Source organism: Mycobacterium senriense (genome assembly GCF_019668465.1).
GTDB lineage: Bacteria > Actinomycetota > Actinomycetes > Mycobacteriales > Mycobacteriaceae > Mycobacterium > Mycobacterium senriense.
In genome coordinates, this window is record NZ_AP024828.1 from 2,432,693 (window position 1) to 2,450,422 (window position 17,730).

Genomic DNA, 17,730 nt, shown 5'->3' on the forward strand with positions numbered 1-17,730 from the left:
CAGAGCGAAGCGATGAGGAGGAGGGGCACATGAACGTCGTGGCGGTGCTGCTGGCCGCAGCGCTGTGGGTCGGCCCCGGTCCCTCGCTGGTGCGCGGCCGCGCCGGAACGCCGATGCCTGGCGGTCGACGGCCGCGCGGACAGGCACCGTCGCGCGGGCCGGACCCGCTGGCGGTCGCCTCCTGTCTGGACGTGCTGGCCGTGTGCATGGCGGCGGGCATGGCCGTGTCGACGGCCGCCGCGGCGGCGGCCCCGGCGGCACCGCCGCAGTTGGCCAGGGTGTTGCGCCGCGCGGCCGACCTGCTCGCGCTCGGTGCCGATCCCGCTGTCGCATGGTCTATTCCGCCCGGTCCGCAGAACGCGGCCGATCCGCAGATCGACGCGCTGCTGCGGTTGGCCAGGCGTTCGGCGTCCTCGGGCGCGGCGCTGGCCGGCGGCGTCACCGAGCTGGCCGAGGAGTCCCGCCACGACGCCGCGCACGCGGCGACGGCCGCGGCCGAGCGCGCCGGCGTGCTGATCGCCGGTCCGTTGGGCCTGTGCTTCCTGCCGGCGTTCATCTGCCTGGGCATCGTCCCGGTGGTAGCCGGTCTGGCCGGCGATGTCTTGCAGTCGGGCCTGCTGTGAAACGAAAGGAAACGATTGATGCTCAACATGTTTCGCCAATTCTCGGCACGCGTGGCCGTGCTGGTGACCGACGAGTCGGGCATGTCGACGGTCGAGTACGCCATCGGCACCATCGCGGCGGCCGCCTTCGGCGCGGTGCTCTACACCGTCGTCACCGGCGATTCGATCGTCTCGGCGCTGACCAACATCATCGGTCGTGCGCTCAACACCAAGGTGTAGCAGGTGATGCCGGTGCCTCCACCGTGGAGGCGGCACTGGGCATCGCCGCGCTTGTGGTGGTGCTGGTGCTGTGCCTGGCCGGTGTCAGCGCGGTGTCGATGCAGGTGCGCTGCGTCGACGCCGCGCGCGAAGCGGCCCGGTTGGCGGCGCGCGGCGACGAACGGTCCGCGGTGGCCACCGCGCGCCGGCTGGCGCCCGGTGGTGCGCGAGTCGACCTGCGCCGCGACGGCGACTTCCTGGTGGCCACCGTCGTCGCGCATTCGAAGTTGTTGCCCACCATCGACATTGCGGCCAGAGCGGTCTCGGCTGCCGAGCCGTCGCGGTGAGCGGGGCTCGGCCACGCTGGTCGCCGCCTGGATGATCATGGTGCTGCTGGCGGTGACCGGCGCCGGCGCGTACCTGGGCTCGGCGGTGGTGGCGCGACACCGCGCACAGGCGGTCGCCGACCTGGCCGCCTTGGCGGGCGCGGCGCGGCTGACCTCCGGAGTGGATGCGGCCTGCGGCAGTGCCGCGGGCGTGGCACGACAGATGCGGGTCGACGACATCGGCTGTACGGTCGACGGTCTCGATGTCATCGTCACCGCGAGGGTGACCATCGCGTTCGGCGGCGCGGCGCGGGCCGCCGCGCGGGCGGGGCCGGCGACGGGAGAAGTCGACTAGGGCGCGGCGTCGGGGCTCGGCGACAATCCCGCGGTGGTCAATTCCTCGTCGGTGGGCAGGCGCAGCGAGACCAGTCCGGCGTACGTATCCGGTTCGAGTTCCACCCGGTTGACGGTGACGTGCACGGGCACCCAATCCCCGTTGTGCCCCGGCATCCGCAACACCCGGCTGGTGGCACCCCCACTGAATTCCGTTGTCATGGTGGACATCAGGTCTTGGTCATCGGGGTGAACCCGGGGCTTGCCCGTCTCACTGCTGCGCCAGTCGTAGAACGCGCAGGGCTCGTCGAGCCATTTCAGCAACGACCAGGTATTGAGGTCGATCAGCGCCCGGTGCACCCCGGCCTGGGCCAGACCGCTGAGGATCCGTTGCGCCAGATCATCGGTTGATACCTCCGGGCCCCTGAACTCGGACTGCCAGTTCATCGCCCGCGCCACCAAGTGCTCCCGGCCGTCGGGCCCCGGTTCCAGAATCGTGCGTGCGACAAAACCTATCCGGATCGCCTCACCCCGCCAGTCGGTGAGATCCCAGGTGCTGCACAGTGTTTGGTCGGGCTTGGCTTTGACCGCCATCGCCAGCACTTTGGTTTCGTTCGGGTTGAGTTCGCGGGATGGGAGGTCTTCGGCGAAGGCCCTGCCGAAGGTGACCTCGACTTCGGGATTCTTCCCGCTGTTGATCAGCGATTCGCGGGTGTCGGTGGCCACGCCCAGGGTCAGGTCCCACTTCAGCGGCCCCGGGATCGGCCGCTCGGGCGGCTCGACGTCGGAGGGACCGGTCCAGACGTGCACGCCGTGGATGAAGCCGTCGGACATCACCACCGGTTCGGTGCGAATGATGCGGTCCCGCTTGGTCGTGATGCTGGTCAGGGCCTGGCCGGTCTGCACCGACTCGGCGATCGCCGTGCGAACCGCGGCCAGAAAGGGACTGCGGCGCAGGAAGGTGGTGATGGGGACGAGATTTTTGAGTTGGCGGCCCTGCGCCACCACGGTGGGATCCCCCCCGAGTGTCTCCACGAGCAACCAGTCGTGGGCCATGCGGCTGATTTTACGGGGAGGCGACGGATCTGGGGGAGTGCGTCCGATTCGCCGGGCGCCGAAGGCCTCCGCAGCCGGCAGTCGTCACCGGCGTCCGTTGTGCTTGCGATGCCGTCGGGGCCTTGGTACTTTCCTGCTGCGTCCGCATTGTCGGGATTGCGGCCGGCGCACACGTAATCGTTTTATCGTTCAGCGCGACAGCACGCCGCCATTTCTCGAGCAGCAGGAAACGCGTTCTTGGCGTGGGCGTCACGAGGCAAATCCGCTGGGTCGACCGTCGAGGGGTCGGTCGTCCGCGGAAATTGTTCTCCCGGGCCCCTGCGCCAGCTCTGCGAGGACCAGCTTCAGCACCAGCACCGCGCCCGCCTTGTCGAGCGGGTCGTTGCCGTTGCCGCACTTGGGGGACTGCACGCACGACGGGCATCCCCGGGGGCACTCGCATGCTTCGATGGCGGCTGCTGTCGCACCCAGCCAGATGCGGGCCTGGCGAAAGCCCCGTTCGGCGAATCCCGCGCCCCCCGGGTAACCGTCATAGACGAAGACGCTGGGCAGGCCCAAGGGATCGGGCCCGACGGCGGTGGACAGCCCACCGATGTCGCCGCGATCGCAGCTGGCCACCAGCGGCAGCAGCCCGATCGCCGCGTGTTCGGCGGCGTGTAACGCTCCGGGGATGCGCGTCGCCTCAACGCCCTTGCGCTGCAGAGCATCTGCGGTGATGGTGTACATCACTGCCGTGGTGGCCAGGGTGTGTTCCGGCATGTCCAATTCGATGAAGTCGATCACCTCCCCGGAGAGCCGCCGGCGCAGATACCCCACCACTTGATGGGTGACCCTGACCGGCACCAGGCCCAGCGTGACCGGCCCGAACGTCAGGCGCTCGCCGGTTCCGGTGACGGTGATATCGGTGATCTCGCGCGCGAACGTCGCGTAACCGGGGTCCTCGGCGTGCACGAACGCGATGCCTTCCTCGGTGTCCAGCGAGTCCACCACGTAGCTGTCGCCTTGGTGCAGGTACACCGCGCCGGGGTGGACGGTGGCCGGCGCCTGCCCGGCGTCGGCGCTGCCCAGCAGCCTTCCGGTGTCGGCCTCCACGATGACGATCTGGCCGCCCGCCGAGCCCCGGATGTCCACCGCGGCATGGGGTTCCAGGCCGGGCACCGGAAAGTACTTGCCACCGCGGCGCCGCAGCAGCCCGTCGTCGACCAGGCCGTCGGCCACCTCGGTGGCGTCGAGGGCGCGGACCTCCGCTTCGTCCAGCGGCAGTTCGGTTGCCGCGCAAAGCAACTGGGGCCCCAGGATGTAGGGATTGGCCGGGTCGATCACGACCCGCTCGACCGGCTTGTCCAGCAGCGCGGCGGGGTTGTGCACCAGATAGGTGTCCAGCGGATCGTCGCGGGCCACCAGCACCACCAGTGCGCCCTGGCCGCGCCGCCCGGACCGGCCTGCCTGCTGCCAGAACGAGGCGACCGTGCCCGGGAAACCGGCGAGCACCACCGCGTCCAGTCCGGCGATGTCCACGCCAAGTTCGAGCGCGTTGGTGGTGGCCAGACCCCGCAGCCGGCCCTCGGCCAGCGCGCGCTCCAGGGCGGTGCGGTCCTCCGCGAGGTAACCGGCCCGATACGAGGCGACTTGTCGGGACAGCTCCGGGGCGATGTCGTCCAACCTGGCCTGGGCGCCCAGCGCGGTCAATTCCGCGGCCCGGCGCGACCGCACGAACGTCAGTGTCTGAGCGCCCTCGGCGATCAGGTCGGCCATCACGCGCGCCGCCTCGGCACCGGCCGAGCGGCGCACCGGCGCGCCGTTCTCGCCGGTCAGGTCGGCCCGCAGCGCGGGCTCCCACAGCGCCACCGTCCGGGCGCCCTGCGGTGAACCGTCCTCGGTGACCTCCTCGACCGGCAGCCCGATGAGTTCGGCGGCCGTCGCGCCGGGCGAATCCGTTGTCGCGCTGGCGAAGATCACCGTCGGCGACGACGAATAGCGGGCGCACAACCGCAGCAGGCGGCGCAGCACCATCGCCACGTTGGAACCGAAAACCCCACGGTAGTAATGGCATTCGTCGACAATCACGAAGCGAAGACCGCGCAACAGGACGCCCCAACGGGCGTGATTGCGCAAGATCGACAAATGGATCATGTCGGGGTTGGAGAACAACCACCGCGAACGTTCCCGCGCGAAGCGTCGGACCTCGGTTGGGCTGTCGCCGTCGTAGGCGGTGGGCGCGACGTCGTGCAGCCGCGGAATCGCCGCGGTGAGCGCGTGCGCGGCCCGCAATTGGTCGTGGCCCAACGCTTTGGTGGGCGAGAGGTAGAGCACCCGGGCCCGCGGATCGGTCGCCAACGCGTTGAGGACCGGAAGCTGGTAGGCCAGTGACTTACCCGATGCGGTACCGGTGCTGAGCACCACGTGACGGCCCGCGTACGCCAGGTCCGCGGCCGCGAACTGGTGCGACCACGGTGATTTGATCCCACGGTCGGCGAACGCGCCGACCACGTCGGACTCGGCCCAGGCCGGCCAATCCCGCGGCCGGCCGCCGCGCGGTGGCAATTCGGCGACGTGACGCAGCGGATGCTCGTCCGACGCTGTTCCGGCGAGCGCGGCGGCAAGCAGGTCGCTGCCGAAACTCGCCATCTCACTCCCCCCGAGGTCCGTCGTGAATTCGGCCTTCAAATCGGCCTTCGAATCGGCGGCAGACACAAGTCTGTCGCCGACGCGATGAACATGGTTGACTATTTGCGGTCGCAGCTTCTGTGTTCGTGTAAAACTTTCGCAGGATCGACGTTGCGGCCGCGGTTCCTGCGAGGTTAATCGGTCGGGTGAAGTTCCGGCGACTCAGCGAGGTATGGCGGTCGTACCAGGCCCGGGGCATCGAAAGGCGATGCTCCGCACCCAGAAGAAAAGGAAAGATCGAGAGATGCCACAGGGAACTGTGAAGTGGTTCAACGCGGAGAAGGGCTTCGGTTTCATCGCCCCCGAAGACGGTTCCGCTGATGTGTTTGTCCACTACACGGAGATCCAGGGTTCGGGCTTCCGCACCCTCGAAGAGAACCAGAAGGTCGAGTTCGAGATCGGCCACAGCCCTAAGGGCCCCCAGGCCACCGGAGTCCGCTCCGTCTAGACCGAGCAGACCTGAACGGACGCCCCCCGCGCAGACCCGCCCAGCGGGTCCGGCCGGGGGGTTTCCTCATCTACCGCCGCGACCAGGTGCGCGTCGCCGTTGGCCCGGGACGCCGCGCCGATCACCTCAAGACGCGGGTGGGCCCCCTGGCCTACTGTCGGTGGCGTGAGCCAGCTTTCCTTCTTTACAGCGGAGTCGGTGCCGCCCGCGGTCGCCGATCTTTCCGGGGTGCTGGCGGCGTCCGGGCAGATCGTCACCGTGGGTGCCACCGGTGAGAGTCGGGTCGCGGGCGCGCGGCTGTCGGTGGTCGTGGACCAGACCTGGCGGGCCTCCGCACTCGCCGAGATGATCCGGGAGGCGGGCCTGGTGGCCGAAATCAGCCGGACCGACGAGGACACCCCGCTGGTGCGCACGGCGGTAGATCCCTCATTGAGCACGCTGGCCACCGAATGGACGCGCGGTGCGGTCAAGACCGTGCCGCCGCGCTGGCTGCCCGGGCCGCGCGAGCTGCGGGCGTGGACGTTGGCGGGCGGAAATCCCGAGGGCGAGCACTACCTGCTGGCATTGGACCCGCACGCGCCGGACACGCACTCGCCGTTGGCGTCCGCATTGATGCGCGTCGGCATCGCGCCCACCCTGATCGGCACCCGCGGTGGCCGGCCGGCGCTGCGGATCAGCGGGCGCCGCAGGCTATCGCGCCTGGTAGAGAACGTGGGCGAGGCGCCCGGCGGCGATGAGGCGCTATCGCGGTGGCCGCGAGTCTAGGCTGGGGACAACGCCCGAAATTGTGTCGGCTTTCCGTCATTTTCGCGGTTGTCAGTTTGCGCAGGCCCGGCCAAGGGTGCGAAATTGTCAGATGCCGCAGGGCGAAGGAACGGTTGCGTACCTGAATTTCACCGGAATTTTCGATGCCGACCTGTCATTCTTCCTGCAGGTGGTCTCGCAGGGGGGACCAATCACGGATGGAGCGTAAGGGCAGTTGGCTGACCCGAAACTAAAGGACACCGGCAGCGGCGGGAATGGCAGCCGCCGGCGACTCGTGATCGTCGAGTCGCCCACCAAGGCGCGCAAACTGGCCAGCTACCTGGGCTCCAGGTACATCGTCGAGTCGTCGCGCGGTCACATCCGCGACCTGCCCCGGGCCGCCGCCGACGTGCCGGCGAAATTCAAGTCGGAGCCCTGGGCCCGCCTCGGGGTCAACGTCGATGCGGACTTCGAACCGCTGTACATCATCAGCCCAGAGAAGAAGAGCACGGTCACCGAACTCAAGGGGCTGCTCAAGGAAGTCGACGAGCTCTATCTGGCCACGGATGGTGACCGCGAGGGCGAAGCGATCGCCTGGCACCTGCTGGAAACCCTGAAGCCGAACATCCCGGTCAAGCGGATGGTGTTCCACGAGATCACCGAGCCGGCCATCCTCGAGGCCGCCGAGAACCCCCGCGACCTGGACATCGACCTGGTCGACGCGCAGGAAACCCGGCGCATCCTGGACCGCCTGTACGGCTACGAGGTCAGCCCCGTGCTGTGGAAGAAGGTCGCGCCGAAGCTCTCGGCGGGCCGGGTGCAATCGGTGGCCACCCGCATCATCGTGCAGCGCGAACGCGACCGCATGGCGTTTCGCAGCGCCTCCTACTGGGACATCGTGGCCCAGCTTGACGCCAGCGTGTCCGACCCGCAGGCGTCGCCGCCCACCTTCACCGCCCGCCTGACCGGCGTCGACGGACTGCGGGTGGCCGCCGGCCGCGACTTCGACTCGCTGGGGCAGCTGCGCAAGGCCAATGAGGTCACCATTCTCGACGAGGCGAGCGCCACACAGCTGGCGGCGGGTCTGCGCGGCGCCCAGCTCACCGTCGCATCGGTCGAGGAAAAGCCCTACACCCGGCGCCCATATGCGCCGTTCATGACCTCGACGCTGCAGCAGGAAGCCGGCCGCAAGTTGCGGTTCTCCTCCGAGCGCACGATGAGCATCGCCCAGCGGCTCTACGAGAACGGCTACATCACCTATATGCGTACCGACTCCACCACGCTGTCGGAGTCCGCGATCAATGCCGCGCGCACCCAGGCCCGCCAGCTCTACGGCGCCGAGTACGTGTCCCCGTCGCCGCGCCAGTACACCCGCAAGGTCAAGAACGCCCAGGAGGCTCACGAGGCCATCCGCCCCGCGGGTGAGACGTTCGCGACCCCGGACGCGGTGCGCCGCGAACTCGACGGCGACGAATTCCGCATCTACGAGCTGATCTGGCAGCGCACGGTGGCCTCGCAGATGGCCGACGCCCGCGGCACCACCCTGAGCCTGCGGATCAACGGCCAATCGGCCGGCCGCGAGGTCGTGTTCTCGGCCAGCGGCCGCACCATCACGTTCGCGGGCTTCTTGAAGGCCTACGTGGAGACGGTGGACGAATTGGCCGGCGGCGAGGCCGACGACGCCGAGAGCCGGTTGCCGCAGCTGACCCAGGGCCAGCGGCTGGATGCCATCGAACTGACCCCCGACGGCCACGCCACCAATCCGCCGGCGCGTTACACCGAGGCGTCACTGGTCAAGGCGCTCGAAGAGCTGGGCATCGGCCGCCCATCGACGTACTCGTCGATCATCAAGACCATCCAGGACCGCGGCTATGTGCACAAGAAGGGCAGCGCGCTGGTGCCGTCCTGGGTGGCTTTCGCCGTAACCGGTTTGCTGGAACAGCATTTCGGCCGCCTGGTCGATTACGACTTCACCGCCGCGATGGAAGACGAGCTCGACGCGATCGCCTCGGGACAGGAACGACGCACCGACTGGCTCAACAACTTCTATTTCGGCGGCGAGCACGGGGTGGCCGACTCGGTGGCGCGCTCCGGTGGCCTGAAGAAACTCGTCGGCGTCAACCTCGAAGGCATCGACGCGCGAGAAGTCAACTCCATCAGGCTCTTTGACGACGAGCAGGGCCGGCCGGTGTACGTCCGGGTGGGCAAGAACGGGCCGTATCTGGAACGCATGGTGACCGGCGACGACGGCGAGCCCAAGCCGCAGCGCGCCAACCTCAACGACTCGCTGACCCCCGATGAGCTGACGCTGGAGGTGGCCGAGCAGCTGTTCGCGACGCCGCAAGAGGGTCGCGTGCTGGGGGTGGACCCGGAAACCGGTCACGAGATCGTCGCGAAGGACGGACGTTACGGCCCATACGTTTCCGAGGTCCTGCCGGAGCCACCGCCTGACGACGACGGCAGCGCCGCGCCGGCGAAGAAGGGCAAGAAGCCCACCGGTCCCAAGCCCCGCACCGGGTCGTTGCTGCGCACCATGGACTTGCAGACGGTCACGCTCGAGGATGCGCTGCGGCTTCTTTCGTTGCCGCGGGTGGTCGGCGTCGACCCCGCCTCCGGCGAGGAGATCACCGCGCAGAACGGCCGCTACGGCCCATATCTGAAGCGCGGCACCGATTCTCGCTCGCTGGCGACCGAGGAGCAGATGTTCGACATCACCCTCGAGGAAGCTTTGAAGATCTACGCCGAGCCCAAACGCCGTGGCAGGCAAGGCGCCGCTGCGCCGCCGTTGCGTGAGCTGGGCGCCGATCCGGCGACGGGCAAGCCGATGGTGATCAAGGATGGCCGGTTCGGTCCGTACGTCACCGACGGTGAGACCAACGCCAGCTTGCGCAAGGGCGACGACGTCTTATCGATCACCGACGAGCGCGCCGCCGAACTGCTGGCCGATCGCCGGGCTCGTGGCCCGGCCAAGCGTCCCGCCAAGAAGACGACCCGCAAGGCCCCGGCCAAGAAGGCGGCGGCGAAGAAGGCCGCCAAGCGCAGCTGATCCGGCTCAATAGCCCGGGCCGATGGCCTCGCCGGACATCTCTTCGGCGCGAGCCCGAGGGGCGTCCGAGTCCGGGGTGCCGGCCAGGTTCACCGGACGCGCCAATTGGGTGGGCGCCCGACGGCCGCGCAGCTCGACCACCTCGCCGACGTCCCAGCACAGGGCCTCGGCGTCCAGCGCCCCGCTGACCGCGATGGCCGACGCGAGCACGTGGCCGGGCTCCAGCTTGGCGAGTTCGGTCAGCCGGGCGGCCTCGTTGACCGGGTCGCCGATCACCGTGTACTCGAAGCGGGCCTGCGCGCCGATGTGACCGGCGATGGCCCGCCCGGATGACACCCCGATGCCGAACTCCGCCGAACCGATCACCGGCAGCAGCGCGTCGTGCAGTTCCCGGGCCGCGGCCAGCGCGCCACCGGGTGAGTCGGGGTGCTCGATCGGCGCGCCGAAGATGGCCAGCGCGGCGTCACCCTGGAACTTGTTGACGAAACCACCATGCTTGCCAACGGTGTCCACGACCACCCGGAAGAACTCGTTGAGCAGGTGGACGACCTCGGCGGGCGGCCGGGTCGAGGCCAGCTGGGTGGAGCCGACCAGGTCCACGAACAACACCGCGACATCGCGCTCCTGGCCGCCCAGTTCGGTGCCGCGCTCCAGCGCCCGGCGGGCCACGTCCTCGCCGACGTAGCGGCCGAACAGGTCACGCAGCCGCTGCCGCTCGGACAGGTCGCGGACCATGTCGTTGAAGCCCGCCTGCAGCAGGCCCAGCTCGCTGGCGTCGTAGATCTGCATGTGCGCGTTGTAGTTTCCGCGCTGCACCTCGGAGAGCGCCCAGCGCAGCTGGCGCAGCGGGTCGGCGATCGACATGGCCACCAGCAGCGTGCTGACCAGCCCGATGCCCAGCGCCGCCACCGCCAGCAACAGGATGGGCGTGAACAGCTTCTCCGGGGTGGCGTGCAGCAGCGACGTCTTGTCGGCCACCACCGCCAGCACGATCGCCAGCACCGGCACGGCGGTGGACAGCATCCAGGTCAGGATCTGCCGCAGGATGACGCCGGGCGCCTTGACGTTCTCGGGCACCCCGCTGCGCAGGGCGGCCACCGCCACCGGCCGCAACACCCGTTCGGACTGCAGGTAGCCGATGATCGAGGTGGCCGCGGCGCCGAGCCCGGTGGACACCGCGACCACGGGCGCGGCGTATCGGGCCACCGACCAGCTGGCGATGATGAACACCACGCTGCCGATGGCCCAGGCCACGATGCTGATCAGGGTGCGGTAGAACGGCATTCGCAGCGCGCGGCTGCGGGCCAGTTCGGTGGCCGCCGGATCGGCCTCGGCGAGCATGTTGTCGCGGCGCTGCCACCGGAACACCGGCATCAGCAGCCGCAGCGTCACGGCCAACCCGGTGAGGAAGACGACCACCAGCGCGGTGGCGAAGATCGCCACGTTCAAGACCGGCAGATCCTGCAACTGGATGCGGTCCTCGGGCGGCAGCGCGTAGCGGAGGAAGCCGAGCACGAACAGGGCGCCGATGATGTCGGCCTGCAGCATGCTCAGCGAGAACAGCGGCCACGGCGTGCGCATCACCCAGCGGACGAATGCGCTGATCCGCCCCGGTAGTGCCGCCGCCGTTGTCACTAACCCACCGTATCGGTCACCGCCGACCTCCCGGAAACTTAATAAGGATCTCGGCAGGTCGTTCGGGTACAGTCGCCGACGCCGAAGATAACGGAATGGTCGCGGTACGGTGGCCGTTCGGTATCTGTCGGCAGCGCCACTACTGTTACCGGTGATGTCCGGGGTGTTTACGCGGCTGGTAGGCCAGGACGCGGTGACGGCCGAGCTGCTGGCCGCCGCCCGAGCCGCTCGTGGTGACTCAGGCCACAACGCGGTGGGCGCCGGGACTATGACACATGCGTGGCTGATCACCGGTCCGCCGGGTTCGGGGCGGTCGGTGGCGGCGCTGTGCTTCGCCGCCGCGCTGCAGTGCACGTCAGACGGGGACCCGGGCTGCGGGCGCTGCCACGCGTGCACGACGACCATGGCCGGCACCCACGCCGACGTGCGGCGGGTGATTCCCGAAGGCCTGTCCATCGGGGTCGACGAGATGCGGTCGATCGTGCAGATCGCGTCGCGACGCCCGGCCACCGGGCACTGGCAGGTCGTGGTGATCGAGGACGCCGATCGGCTGACCGAGGGCGCCGCCAACGCCCTGCTGAAGGTGGTCGAGGAACCGCCGCCGTCGACGGTGTTCCTGCTGTGCGCGCCGTCGGTGGATCCCGAGGACATCGCCATCACGCTGCGCTCCCGGTGCCGGCATGTGGCGCTGGTGACGCCGTCGACCGAGGCGATCGCGCACGTGCTGGTCGACAGCGACGGCCTGAGCCCGGACACGGCGAGCTGGGCGGCGTCGGTCAGCGGCGGCCACGTGGGCCGGGCGCGCCGGCTGGCCACCGACCCCGAGGCCAGGGAGCGCCGGGAGCGGTCGCTGTCGCTGGTACGCGATGCCGCGACCCCGTCGCGGGCCTACGCCGCCGCCGAAGAGCTGGTGGCCGCGGCCGAGGCCGAGGCCGTCGTGCTGACCGCGGGCCGCGCCGAGGCCGAGACCGAGGAACTGCGCACCGCCCTGGGTGCCGGCGGCACCGGCAAGGGCACCGCGGGCGCGATGCGCGGCGCGGCCGGGGCGATGAAGGACCTTGAGCGACGGCAGAAGTCGCGGCAGACCCGGGCCTCGCGCGACGCACTGGACCGTGCGCTGATCGACCTGGCCACCTATTTCCGGGACGCGCTGATGACCTCTGCCCACGCGGGGGCGGTGTCCGCCAATCATCCGGATATGGCCGAGAAGGTCGCGGCGCTGGCCGCCCACGCCCCGCCCGCGCGGCTGCTGCGTTGCATCGAAGCGGTGCTCGAATGCCGCGAGGCGCTGGCGATCAACGTCAAGCAGAAGTTCGCCGTCGACGCCATGGTCGCCACCATCGGCCAGGAACTGCGCGACTGATTGCGGGCGGCTTGGGAGTGCCTGCCCTTCTGCCGTAGACTCGTGCCGCCCGGCGTGCGGGTATGCCGCCTTAGCTCAGTCGGTAGAGCGATTCACTCGTAATGAATAGGTCGGGGGTTCGATTCCCCCAGGCGGCTCCATCTTTTACGCGGGCGCGACGAAGCCCACCGGGCCCGACGCGAGGCACAACGCCAGCGCGGTGGTGTTGGCGCGCACGGTGATCGCGTCGCCGGCGCCCGGCAGCCTGGCGAAGACCCGGTTGAGTCCTGGGTGCACCGGCACCTTGACCTCGGGGCCCTGCGTCATCTTCAGCGTCATCGAGCCGTCGCTGTTGGCCAGGTAGTTCAGTTCCACGGTCCAGTCGGCGGGCAGCAGCGGGCCGTTGAGGACCAGGCGGGCCGGCTTGTCCGGCTGGGCGAAGTAGCCGCACCGCGGGATCGGCCCGGGCGCGATGGTCCGCACCCAGGTGACCCGCGCCTTGATCAGCCGGCCCGAGCGGTCGAACATGCGCAATTGCGTTGTCGCGGGCGTGAATTCGGGTCTTTCCCGCAGCAGCGCGAACAGGTGGCTGGCCAGGTTCTCCGGTGCGGCCACCCGCTGCAGCACCAACGGATCGACCTCCTGGTCCAGCAGCGGCACGGCCGAGGCGGCGTGGGCCGCGGCCAGCGAAGCCTGGGCGTTGCGCAGATAGGGCTGGGCGGGGTTGTCGCGCCAGCTGGTCAAAAACGTGGCCGTCGAGTAGAGGCTGCTGGCCGCGAACAACACCGCCAAAACCGCGACCACCGCGGTGCGTTTCGGCGAGGCGTCCAGCCAGCGCGGGCCGGTCTGCCGGTTCGGGGCACACAACGCCACGGCGGCCAGCAGCGCCAGCACCACGACCAGATCCGGCAGGTAGCGCAGCGTCTGCGCGAGTTCCAGCGCGGTCTGCTTCGACGACCGCATCAGGTAGATCGGCACCTGGCAGGCGACGGCGTAGCCGACGGCGATCAGCCACACCGGTCCGATGCGCTCCTTGCGCAGCAGCGACACGGCCGCGATCGCGGCCAGCACCAGCCAGCCCAGCGCCATCACCGACGGCGGGGGCGTCGCCCACGGCGAGGCCGGCTCCCACCGGTCCCAGTGCCACGGCCCCCCGGCCAACCCCGGCACGATGCCGTGCGTGATGGAGCGCATCAGCAGCCGGCCCGTCATCGACAGGTCGGAACTCCACCGCTGCTGGTTGACCACCGCCAGATACAGCGCGATCCAGGCCGCGGTGAGGACCAGCGCAGCGATCCACAATCGCCGGCCGGCCCGCCACACCGTGGCCAGCGCCGACCCCAGGCCCCGATCGGCGGTGACGTGACACAGCAACGCGGTCACCGCGAACGCGACGAACGGGATCACCGCGGCCTTCTCGAAGAACAACAGCCCGCCGAAGTAGACCAGCACCCCCGTCACGGCGTAGCGCTGTTTGCCGGTGCGTACCAGCAGGATGGCGTCGGCGCACACCCAGGCCAGCGCGGCCAGCATCGGCAGCGAGTTCAGCGCCGCCGCCCACCAGGCGAATCCGGGCACGGCCAGCGGCGTGAACAACGCGAACGTGAACGGGATCAGCAGCACCGGCCGCCAGCCCAGAATGACGTACAGCGCGCGCAACAACGCCAGCGACGCCAGCAGTTGCAGCACCAGCAGGCTGACCGCCGGCCAGGTCAAGTTCAGCGGCGCCAGCCGGATGATGGTGCCCGCGACCAGAAATGCCCCCGGCATGACGTGCCCGTCGTGGTCGTCGAACAGATAGGACGGCGCGAGCAGGTTGTGGGTGCCGGCCTTGCCGATGAGGATCAGGTCGTCCCAGTAGAAGTAGCCGCCGAACGCCAGCACCGCCCGCACCGCCAGCTGCACCGCGATAAGCGCGGCGGCCGCGATCGCTATGTATGGTGGGCCGGTGCGTGCACTGGTTACCGGGGCGGCCGGATTCATCGGCTCGACGCTAGTCGACCGTCTGTTAGCCGACGGCCATGCGGTGGTGGGGCTGGACAACTTCGCCTCCGGCCGCGCGACCAACCTCGAGCACCTGGCCGACAATCCCGCTCACGCCTTCGTCGAGGCCGACATCGTGACCGCCGACCTGGAGGCCATCCTCACCGAGCACCGCCCGGAGGTGGTGTTCCACCTGGCCGCCCAGATCGACGTGCGGCACTCGGTGGCCGACCCGCAGTTCGACGCCTCGGTCAACGTCATCGGCACGGTGCGCCTGGCCGAGGCGGCCCGCCGGGCGCAGGTCCGCAAGATCGTGCACACCTCCTCGGGCGGATCCATCTACGGCACCCCGCCGCGGTACCCCACCCCCGAGACCGTGCCGACCGACCCCGCGTCGCCGTATGCCGCGGGCAAGGTGGCGGGCGAGATCTACCTGAACACGTTCCGGCACCTCTACGGCCTGGACTGCTCACACATCGCTCCGGCGAATGTCTATGGCCCCCGCCAGGATCCGCACGGCGAGGCCGGCGTGGTGGCGATCTTCGCCCAGGCGCTGCTCTCGGGTAAGCCCACCAAGGTCTTCGGCGACGGCAGCAACACCCGCGACTACGTGTTCGTCGACGACGTCGTGGACGCCTTCGTCAAGGCGTCCGGGGACGCCGGCGGCGGGCAGCGCTTCAACATCGGCACCGGCATCGAAACCTCGGACCGCCAATTGCATTCGGCGGTGGCGGCCGCCGTCGGGGGGCCCGACGATCCGGAGTTCGCGCCGCCGCGGCTCGGCGACCTCAAGCGCTCCTGCCTCGACATCGGTTCGGCCGCAGAGGTTCTGGGCTGGAAACCGAAGGTCGAGCTATCCGACGGGGTGGCCCGCACGGTGGAATTCTTCCGGCAGACGCAGGCCGGTTAGACCACCTCGGGCGCCTGGGCGGAGTCCATCGCCACCGCCCGGGCCAGCCGCGCATAGCGCAGCTCCAAGTCCTTGAACCGCATATAGGTGCTGAGCGTGGTGAAGCAGAACGCCATGATCAGCGCGTAGAGCATCAGGTCGGTGCCGCGGCGCACCCCGAACCACTGGGCCACCACCGTGGTGTCGTCGGGTCGCAGCACGGCGTAGATGCCGCCCAGCACGAACACCACATAGCCCACCTTGACCCAGGCCCGGGACCGCGCGTTGCGGCGTGAGCGCAGCAGATAGACCAGCAGCGCGACGATCGACCCGATCAGCAGCACCTGAATCCAGTTCATTTTCTAACCCTTTTCATCTCGGGAGCCGTCCTCGCAGGAACCCGTCGAAAATGATGTTGACGCCGTTGAGCAAGGGTTGCCCCTTCGACCTCGAGTACTCGGTGTAGAGCACCTCGATCGGCTCTTCGGCGACGCGCCAATGGTTTTCGTCGATCAGCATAATGAATTCGTTGGCGTGGCTCATGCCGCTCATGGTGATGTCCAGGCCGTCGGCGACCTTCTTGTTGAACACCCGCAGCCCATTGTTGGTGTCGGTCAGGCCAAGCCGGCGGCCGCGCCGGCTCAACCGCGCGGCGGTCTGCAGCACGATCCGCTTGACGAACGGCGGCCGGGCGCTTTGTTGCGTGCCGAACCGGGTGCCGATGACGATGTCCACATCGCCGGCCCGCAACCGGTCCACCATGGTCGCCAGGTCCTTGACGCGGTGCTGGCCGTCGGCGTCGAAGGTGGCGAAGATCTGGGCCCCCGGCTGCCTGCGGGCGTACTCGACGCCGGTCTGGATGGCGGCGCCCTGCCCGAGGTTGATCGGATGCCGCACCAGGTGAGCCCCGGCCCTCAGCGCGATCTCACCGGTGTCGTCGGCGCTGCCGTCGTCCACGCAGACGACGTGGTCGAACACCGAGCGCACATCGGCGACCACCTCGCCGATGACAGCTGCTTCGTTGAAGGCGGGAATGACGACCCAGACGACATCCGTTTCAGTACCCATCTAAGCCCACAAGGTACACGTTGGTGCAGGTCATATCAGCCGGTAGAGCGCGCGGCGCGCGACAGCGCCAGTAGATGGACGCCGATCCCCACCACCGGGCCGCACAACAGCCCGACCACGGTCCGGGTCTGCAGGGACAGCGGCAGCAACAGCAGCAGTCCCGACGCGACCGTGGCGCTCACCCAACCCAGCGAGTAGGCGCGGTGCAGGGCGGCGGCCACGGCGGCCGCCCCGGTCAGTGTCAGCATGGCGATCGCCACCGCGGCCGCGGTCAGCCACGCCAGCAAGGCGCTGCTGGCGTGGTACTGCGGCCCGAACGCGACCCGCAACAGCCACGGGCCCACCACACCCGCGGCCACCACCCCGACCGCGCCGATCGCCCCGACGATCCCCGCCGGGGCGAGCAGCGCGCGGATCCGGTCGCTGCGCTCGTCGACGAAATGGGCAATCAGGTTGCCCTGCATGGCCGTCAGCGGCACCAGCAGCGGCGCGCGGGTCAGCGTGACGGCCAGAATGATCACCCCGCCCTGCGCGCCGAGCTCCGCGCTGGTCAGCTTCAGCAGCACCGGAAATCCCATCACCAGGATGGCGCTGGCGCCGGCCGCGGTGATCGAATGCGCCGCGCCGCGCAGGAAGGTCGCGGTGCCGCCCGGGGTCAGCAGGCGGGCGGTGGCCCGGGTGGCCGGCGAGGCCACCAGCAGGAGCAGCCAGGCGACCGCGCCCGCCACCGTCGCCCACAGGAAGCCGACCAATCGCCAGCCCAGCGCCACGGTGGCCGCGGCCACCAGCACCCTAATGACGGCATCGGTCACCATCAGCGCGCCGTAGCGGGTCCACTGGTTGGTGCCGGCCAGCATGCCCAGCAGGGTGGCGTGCACGCAGAACCCGGCCAGCCCGACGCTGAGCAGGGCCACCGACAGCAGCCGCGACTCGACGAACACCCGGCCGCTCCACAGCGGGGAGCTGCCGGCGATCAGGACGGCCGCGGCGATCCCGACCAGCATCGCGACGCGCATCGGGTGGGTGCGGGGCTCGCCGTGCGCCGGCAGTGCGGCCAGGTCGCTGATGTAGGGGGTCGAGCGGACTTCGCGGGTGGTTTCCTGCAGCAGGCCGTTGGCCGCGCCGGTGACCAGTCCGAAAGCCCCCCAGAACACGCCGAATATCGAGAACCCGCTCGGCGCCAGGTCACGAGCGGCCAGATAGATTACGGCGTAACCGCACAACGCCGTGACGGCGGTGGCGGTGCCGACCCGGGCCATGCTGCCACGCGCCACCGGCCCCTGCGAGGCGCTGATCTCGGTCATCGGGTCCGCGGCGCTTTCGGCCGACTGCCCCGATGTTTCGCCACAATTTGAAAATTCTATGCGGCCCG

Annotated in this window: 15 protein-coding genes, 1 tRNA gene and 1 pseudogene; 10 read left to right on the top strand and 7 right to left on the bottom strand. The window is 69.5% G+C overall.

Translation table 11 applies throughout. From position 1 onward, the window contains the following. Nucleotides 1-29: 29 nt before the first annotated feature. The 4 genes and pseudogenes from MTY59_RS11575 to MTY59_RS11590 all read left to right on the top strand — a co-directional run bounded on the left by MTY59_RS11575 (nucleotide 30) and on the right by MTY59_RS11590 (nucleotide 1,502). Entirely contained in the window at nucleotides 30-623 is a 594-nt protein-coding gene (locus MTY59_RS11575; RefSeq protein WP_221046392.1) for a type II secretion system F family protein, read from the top strand. An 18-nt stretch (nucleotides 624-641) separates the two neighbouring features. Further along, nucleotides 642-842 (top strand): DUF4244 domain-containing protein, encoded by a 201-nt coding sequence (locus MTY59_RS11580; RefSeq protein ID WP_221045760.1) that lies wholly within the window; start codon nucleotides 642-644, stop codon nucleotides 840-842. 23 nt (nucleotides 843-865) lie between these two features. Then, a pseudogene (locus MTY59_RS11585) lies at nucleotides 866-1,159 on the top strand (TadE family type IV pilus minor pilin); the annotation flags it as partial. A 40-nt stretch (nucleotides 1,160-1,199) separates the two neighbouring features. Further along, nucleotides 1,200-1,502 (top strand): Rv3654c family TadE-like protein, encoded by a 303-nt coding sequence (locus MTY59_RS11590; RefSeq protein WP_347881616.1) that lies wholly within the window; start codon nucleotides 1,200-1,202, stop codon nucleotides 1,500-1,502. Here the strand turns inward: MTY59_RS11590 and MTY59_RS11595 are convergent. Then, nucleotides 1,499-2,536, bottom strand: a complete 1,038-nt coding sequence (locus MTY59_RS11595; RefSeq protein WP_221045762.1) for a PAS domain-containing protein — start codon at nucleotides 2,534-2,536, stop codon at nucleotides 1,499-1,501. The two genes, MTY59_RS11590 and MTY59_RS11595, sit on opposite strands and share 4 nt — an antisense overlap. Before the next feature lie 249 nt (nucleotides 2,537-2,785). After that, a complete protein-coding gene (locus tag MTY59_RS11600; protein ID WP_250160806.1) occupies nucleotides 2,786-5,164 on the bottom strand; it encodes a DEAD/DEAH box helicase in 2,379 nt (792 codons plus the stop codon). Between the two features lie 283 nt (nucleotides 5,165-5,447). Here MTY59_RS11600 and cspA point away from each other — a divergent pair, with 283 nt between their 5' ends. The 3 genes from cspA to topA all read left to right on the top strand — a co-directional run bounded on the left by cspA (nucleotide 5,448) and on the right by topA (nucleotide 9,441). Beyond that, nucleotides 5,448-5,651, top strand: a complete 204-nt coding sequence (gene cspA / locus MTY59_RS11605) for a cold shock protein CspA (RefSeq protein WP_007166602.1) — start codon at nucleotides 5,448-5,450, stop codon at nucleotides 5,649-5,651. A 165-nt stretch (nucleotides 5,652-5,816) separates the two neighbouring features. Then, the gene (locus MTY59_RS11610; protein WP_221045763.1) at nucleotides 5,817-6,416 is read left to right on the top strand and encodes a hypothetical protein; all 600 of its coding nucleotides are present in this window, start codon (nucleotides 5,817-5,819) and stop codon (nucleotides 6,414-6,416) included. 214 nt (nucleotides 6,417-6,630) lie between these two features. Beyond that, nucleotides 6,631-9,441, top strand: a complete 2,811-nt coding sequence (gene topA, locus MTY59_RS11615) for a type I DNA topoisomerase (RefSeq protein WP_221045764.1) — start codon at nucleotides 6,631-6,633, stop codon at nucleotides 9,439-9,441. A 6-nt stretch (nucleotides 9,442-9,447) separates the two neighbouring features. On the opposite strand, the gene MTY59_RS11620 is transcribed toward topA, so the two are convergent. Beyond that, nucleotides 9,448-11,076 carry an adenylate/guanylate cyclase domain-containing protein gene (locus MTY59_RS11620; protein ID WP_250160807.1) on the bottom strand — a complete coding sequence of 543 codons (1,629 nt, stop codon included), beginning with the start codon at nucleotides 11,074-11,076 and terminating at the stop codon, nucleotides 9,448-9,450. Between the two features lie 154 nt (nucleotides 11,077-11,230). Between MTY59_RS11620 and MTY59_RS11625 the strand changes: the two genes are divergently transcribed. Both MTY59_RS11625 and MTY59_RS11630 read left to right on the top strand, forming a co-directional pair. Further along, entirely contained in the window at nucleotides 11,231-12,439 is a 1,209-nt protein-coding gene (locus tag MTY59_RS11625; protein ID WP_221045765.1) for a DNA polymerase III subunit delta', read from the top strand. 64 nt (nucleotides 12,440-12,503) lie between these two features. After that, a tRNA-Thr gene (locus tag MTY59_RS11630) sits at nucleotides 12,504-12,579 on the top strand. 4 nt (nucleotides 12,580-12,583) lie between these two features. Here MTY59_RS11630 and MTY59_RS11635 read toward each other — a convergent pair. Then, entirely contained in the window at nucleotides 12,584-14,401 is a 1,818-nt protein-coding gene (locus MTY59_RS11635) for a hypothetical protein (protein WP_221045766.1), read from the bottom strand. On the opposite strand from MTY59_RS11635, the gene MTY59_RS11640 reads away from it, so the two are divergent. Beyond that, a complete protein-coding gene (locus tag MTY59_RS11640; protein ID WP_221045767.1) occupies nucleotides 14,367-15,311 on the top strand; it encodes an NAD-dependent epimerase/dehydratase family protein in 945 nt (314 codons plus the stop codon). The two genes, MTY59_RS11635 and MTY59_RS11640, sit on opposite strands and share 35 nt — an antisense overlap. Here MTY59_RS11640 and MTY59_RS11645 read toward each other — a convergent pair. The 3 genes from MTY59_RS11645 to MTY59_RS11655 are packed head-to-tail and all read right to left on the bottom strand — an operon-like array spanning nucleotide 15,308 to nucleotide 17,662. After that, nucleotides 15,308-15,649, bottom strand: a complete 342-nt coding sequence (locus tag MTY59_RS11645; protein WP_221045768.1) for a DUF2304 domain-containing protein — start codon at nucleotides 15,647-15,649, stop codon at nucleotides 15,308-15,310. The two genes, MTY59_RS11640 and MTY59_RS11645, sit on opposite strands and share 4 nt — an antisense overlap. 13 nt (nucleotides 15,650-15,662) lie before the next feature. Next, nucleotides 15,663-16,358: a glycosyltransferase family 2 protein gene (locus MTY59_RS11650; RefSeq protein WP_221045769.1), complete on the bottom strand. Its 696-nt coding sequence runs from the start codon at nucleotides 16,356-16,358 to the stop codon at nucleotides 15,663-15,665. 35 nt (nucleotides 16,359-16,393) lie between these two features. Further along, nucleotides 16,394-17,662 carry a hypothetical protein gene (locus tag MTY59_RS11655; protein ID WP_221045770.1) on the bottom strand — a complete coding sequence of 423 codons (1,269 nt, stop codon included), beginning with the start codon at nucleotides 17,660-17,662 and terminating at the stop codon, nucleotides 16,394-16,396. Between the last annotated feature and the right edge of the window lie 68 nt (nucleotides 17,663-17,730).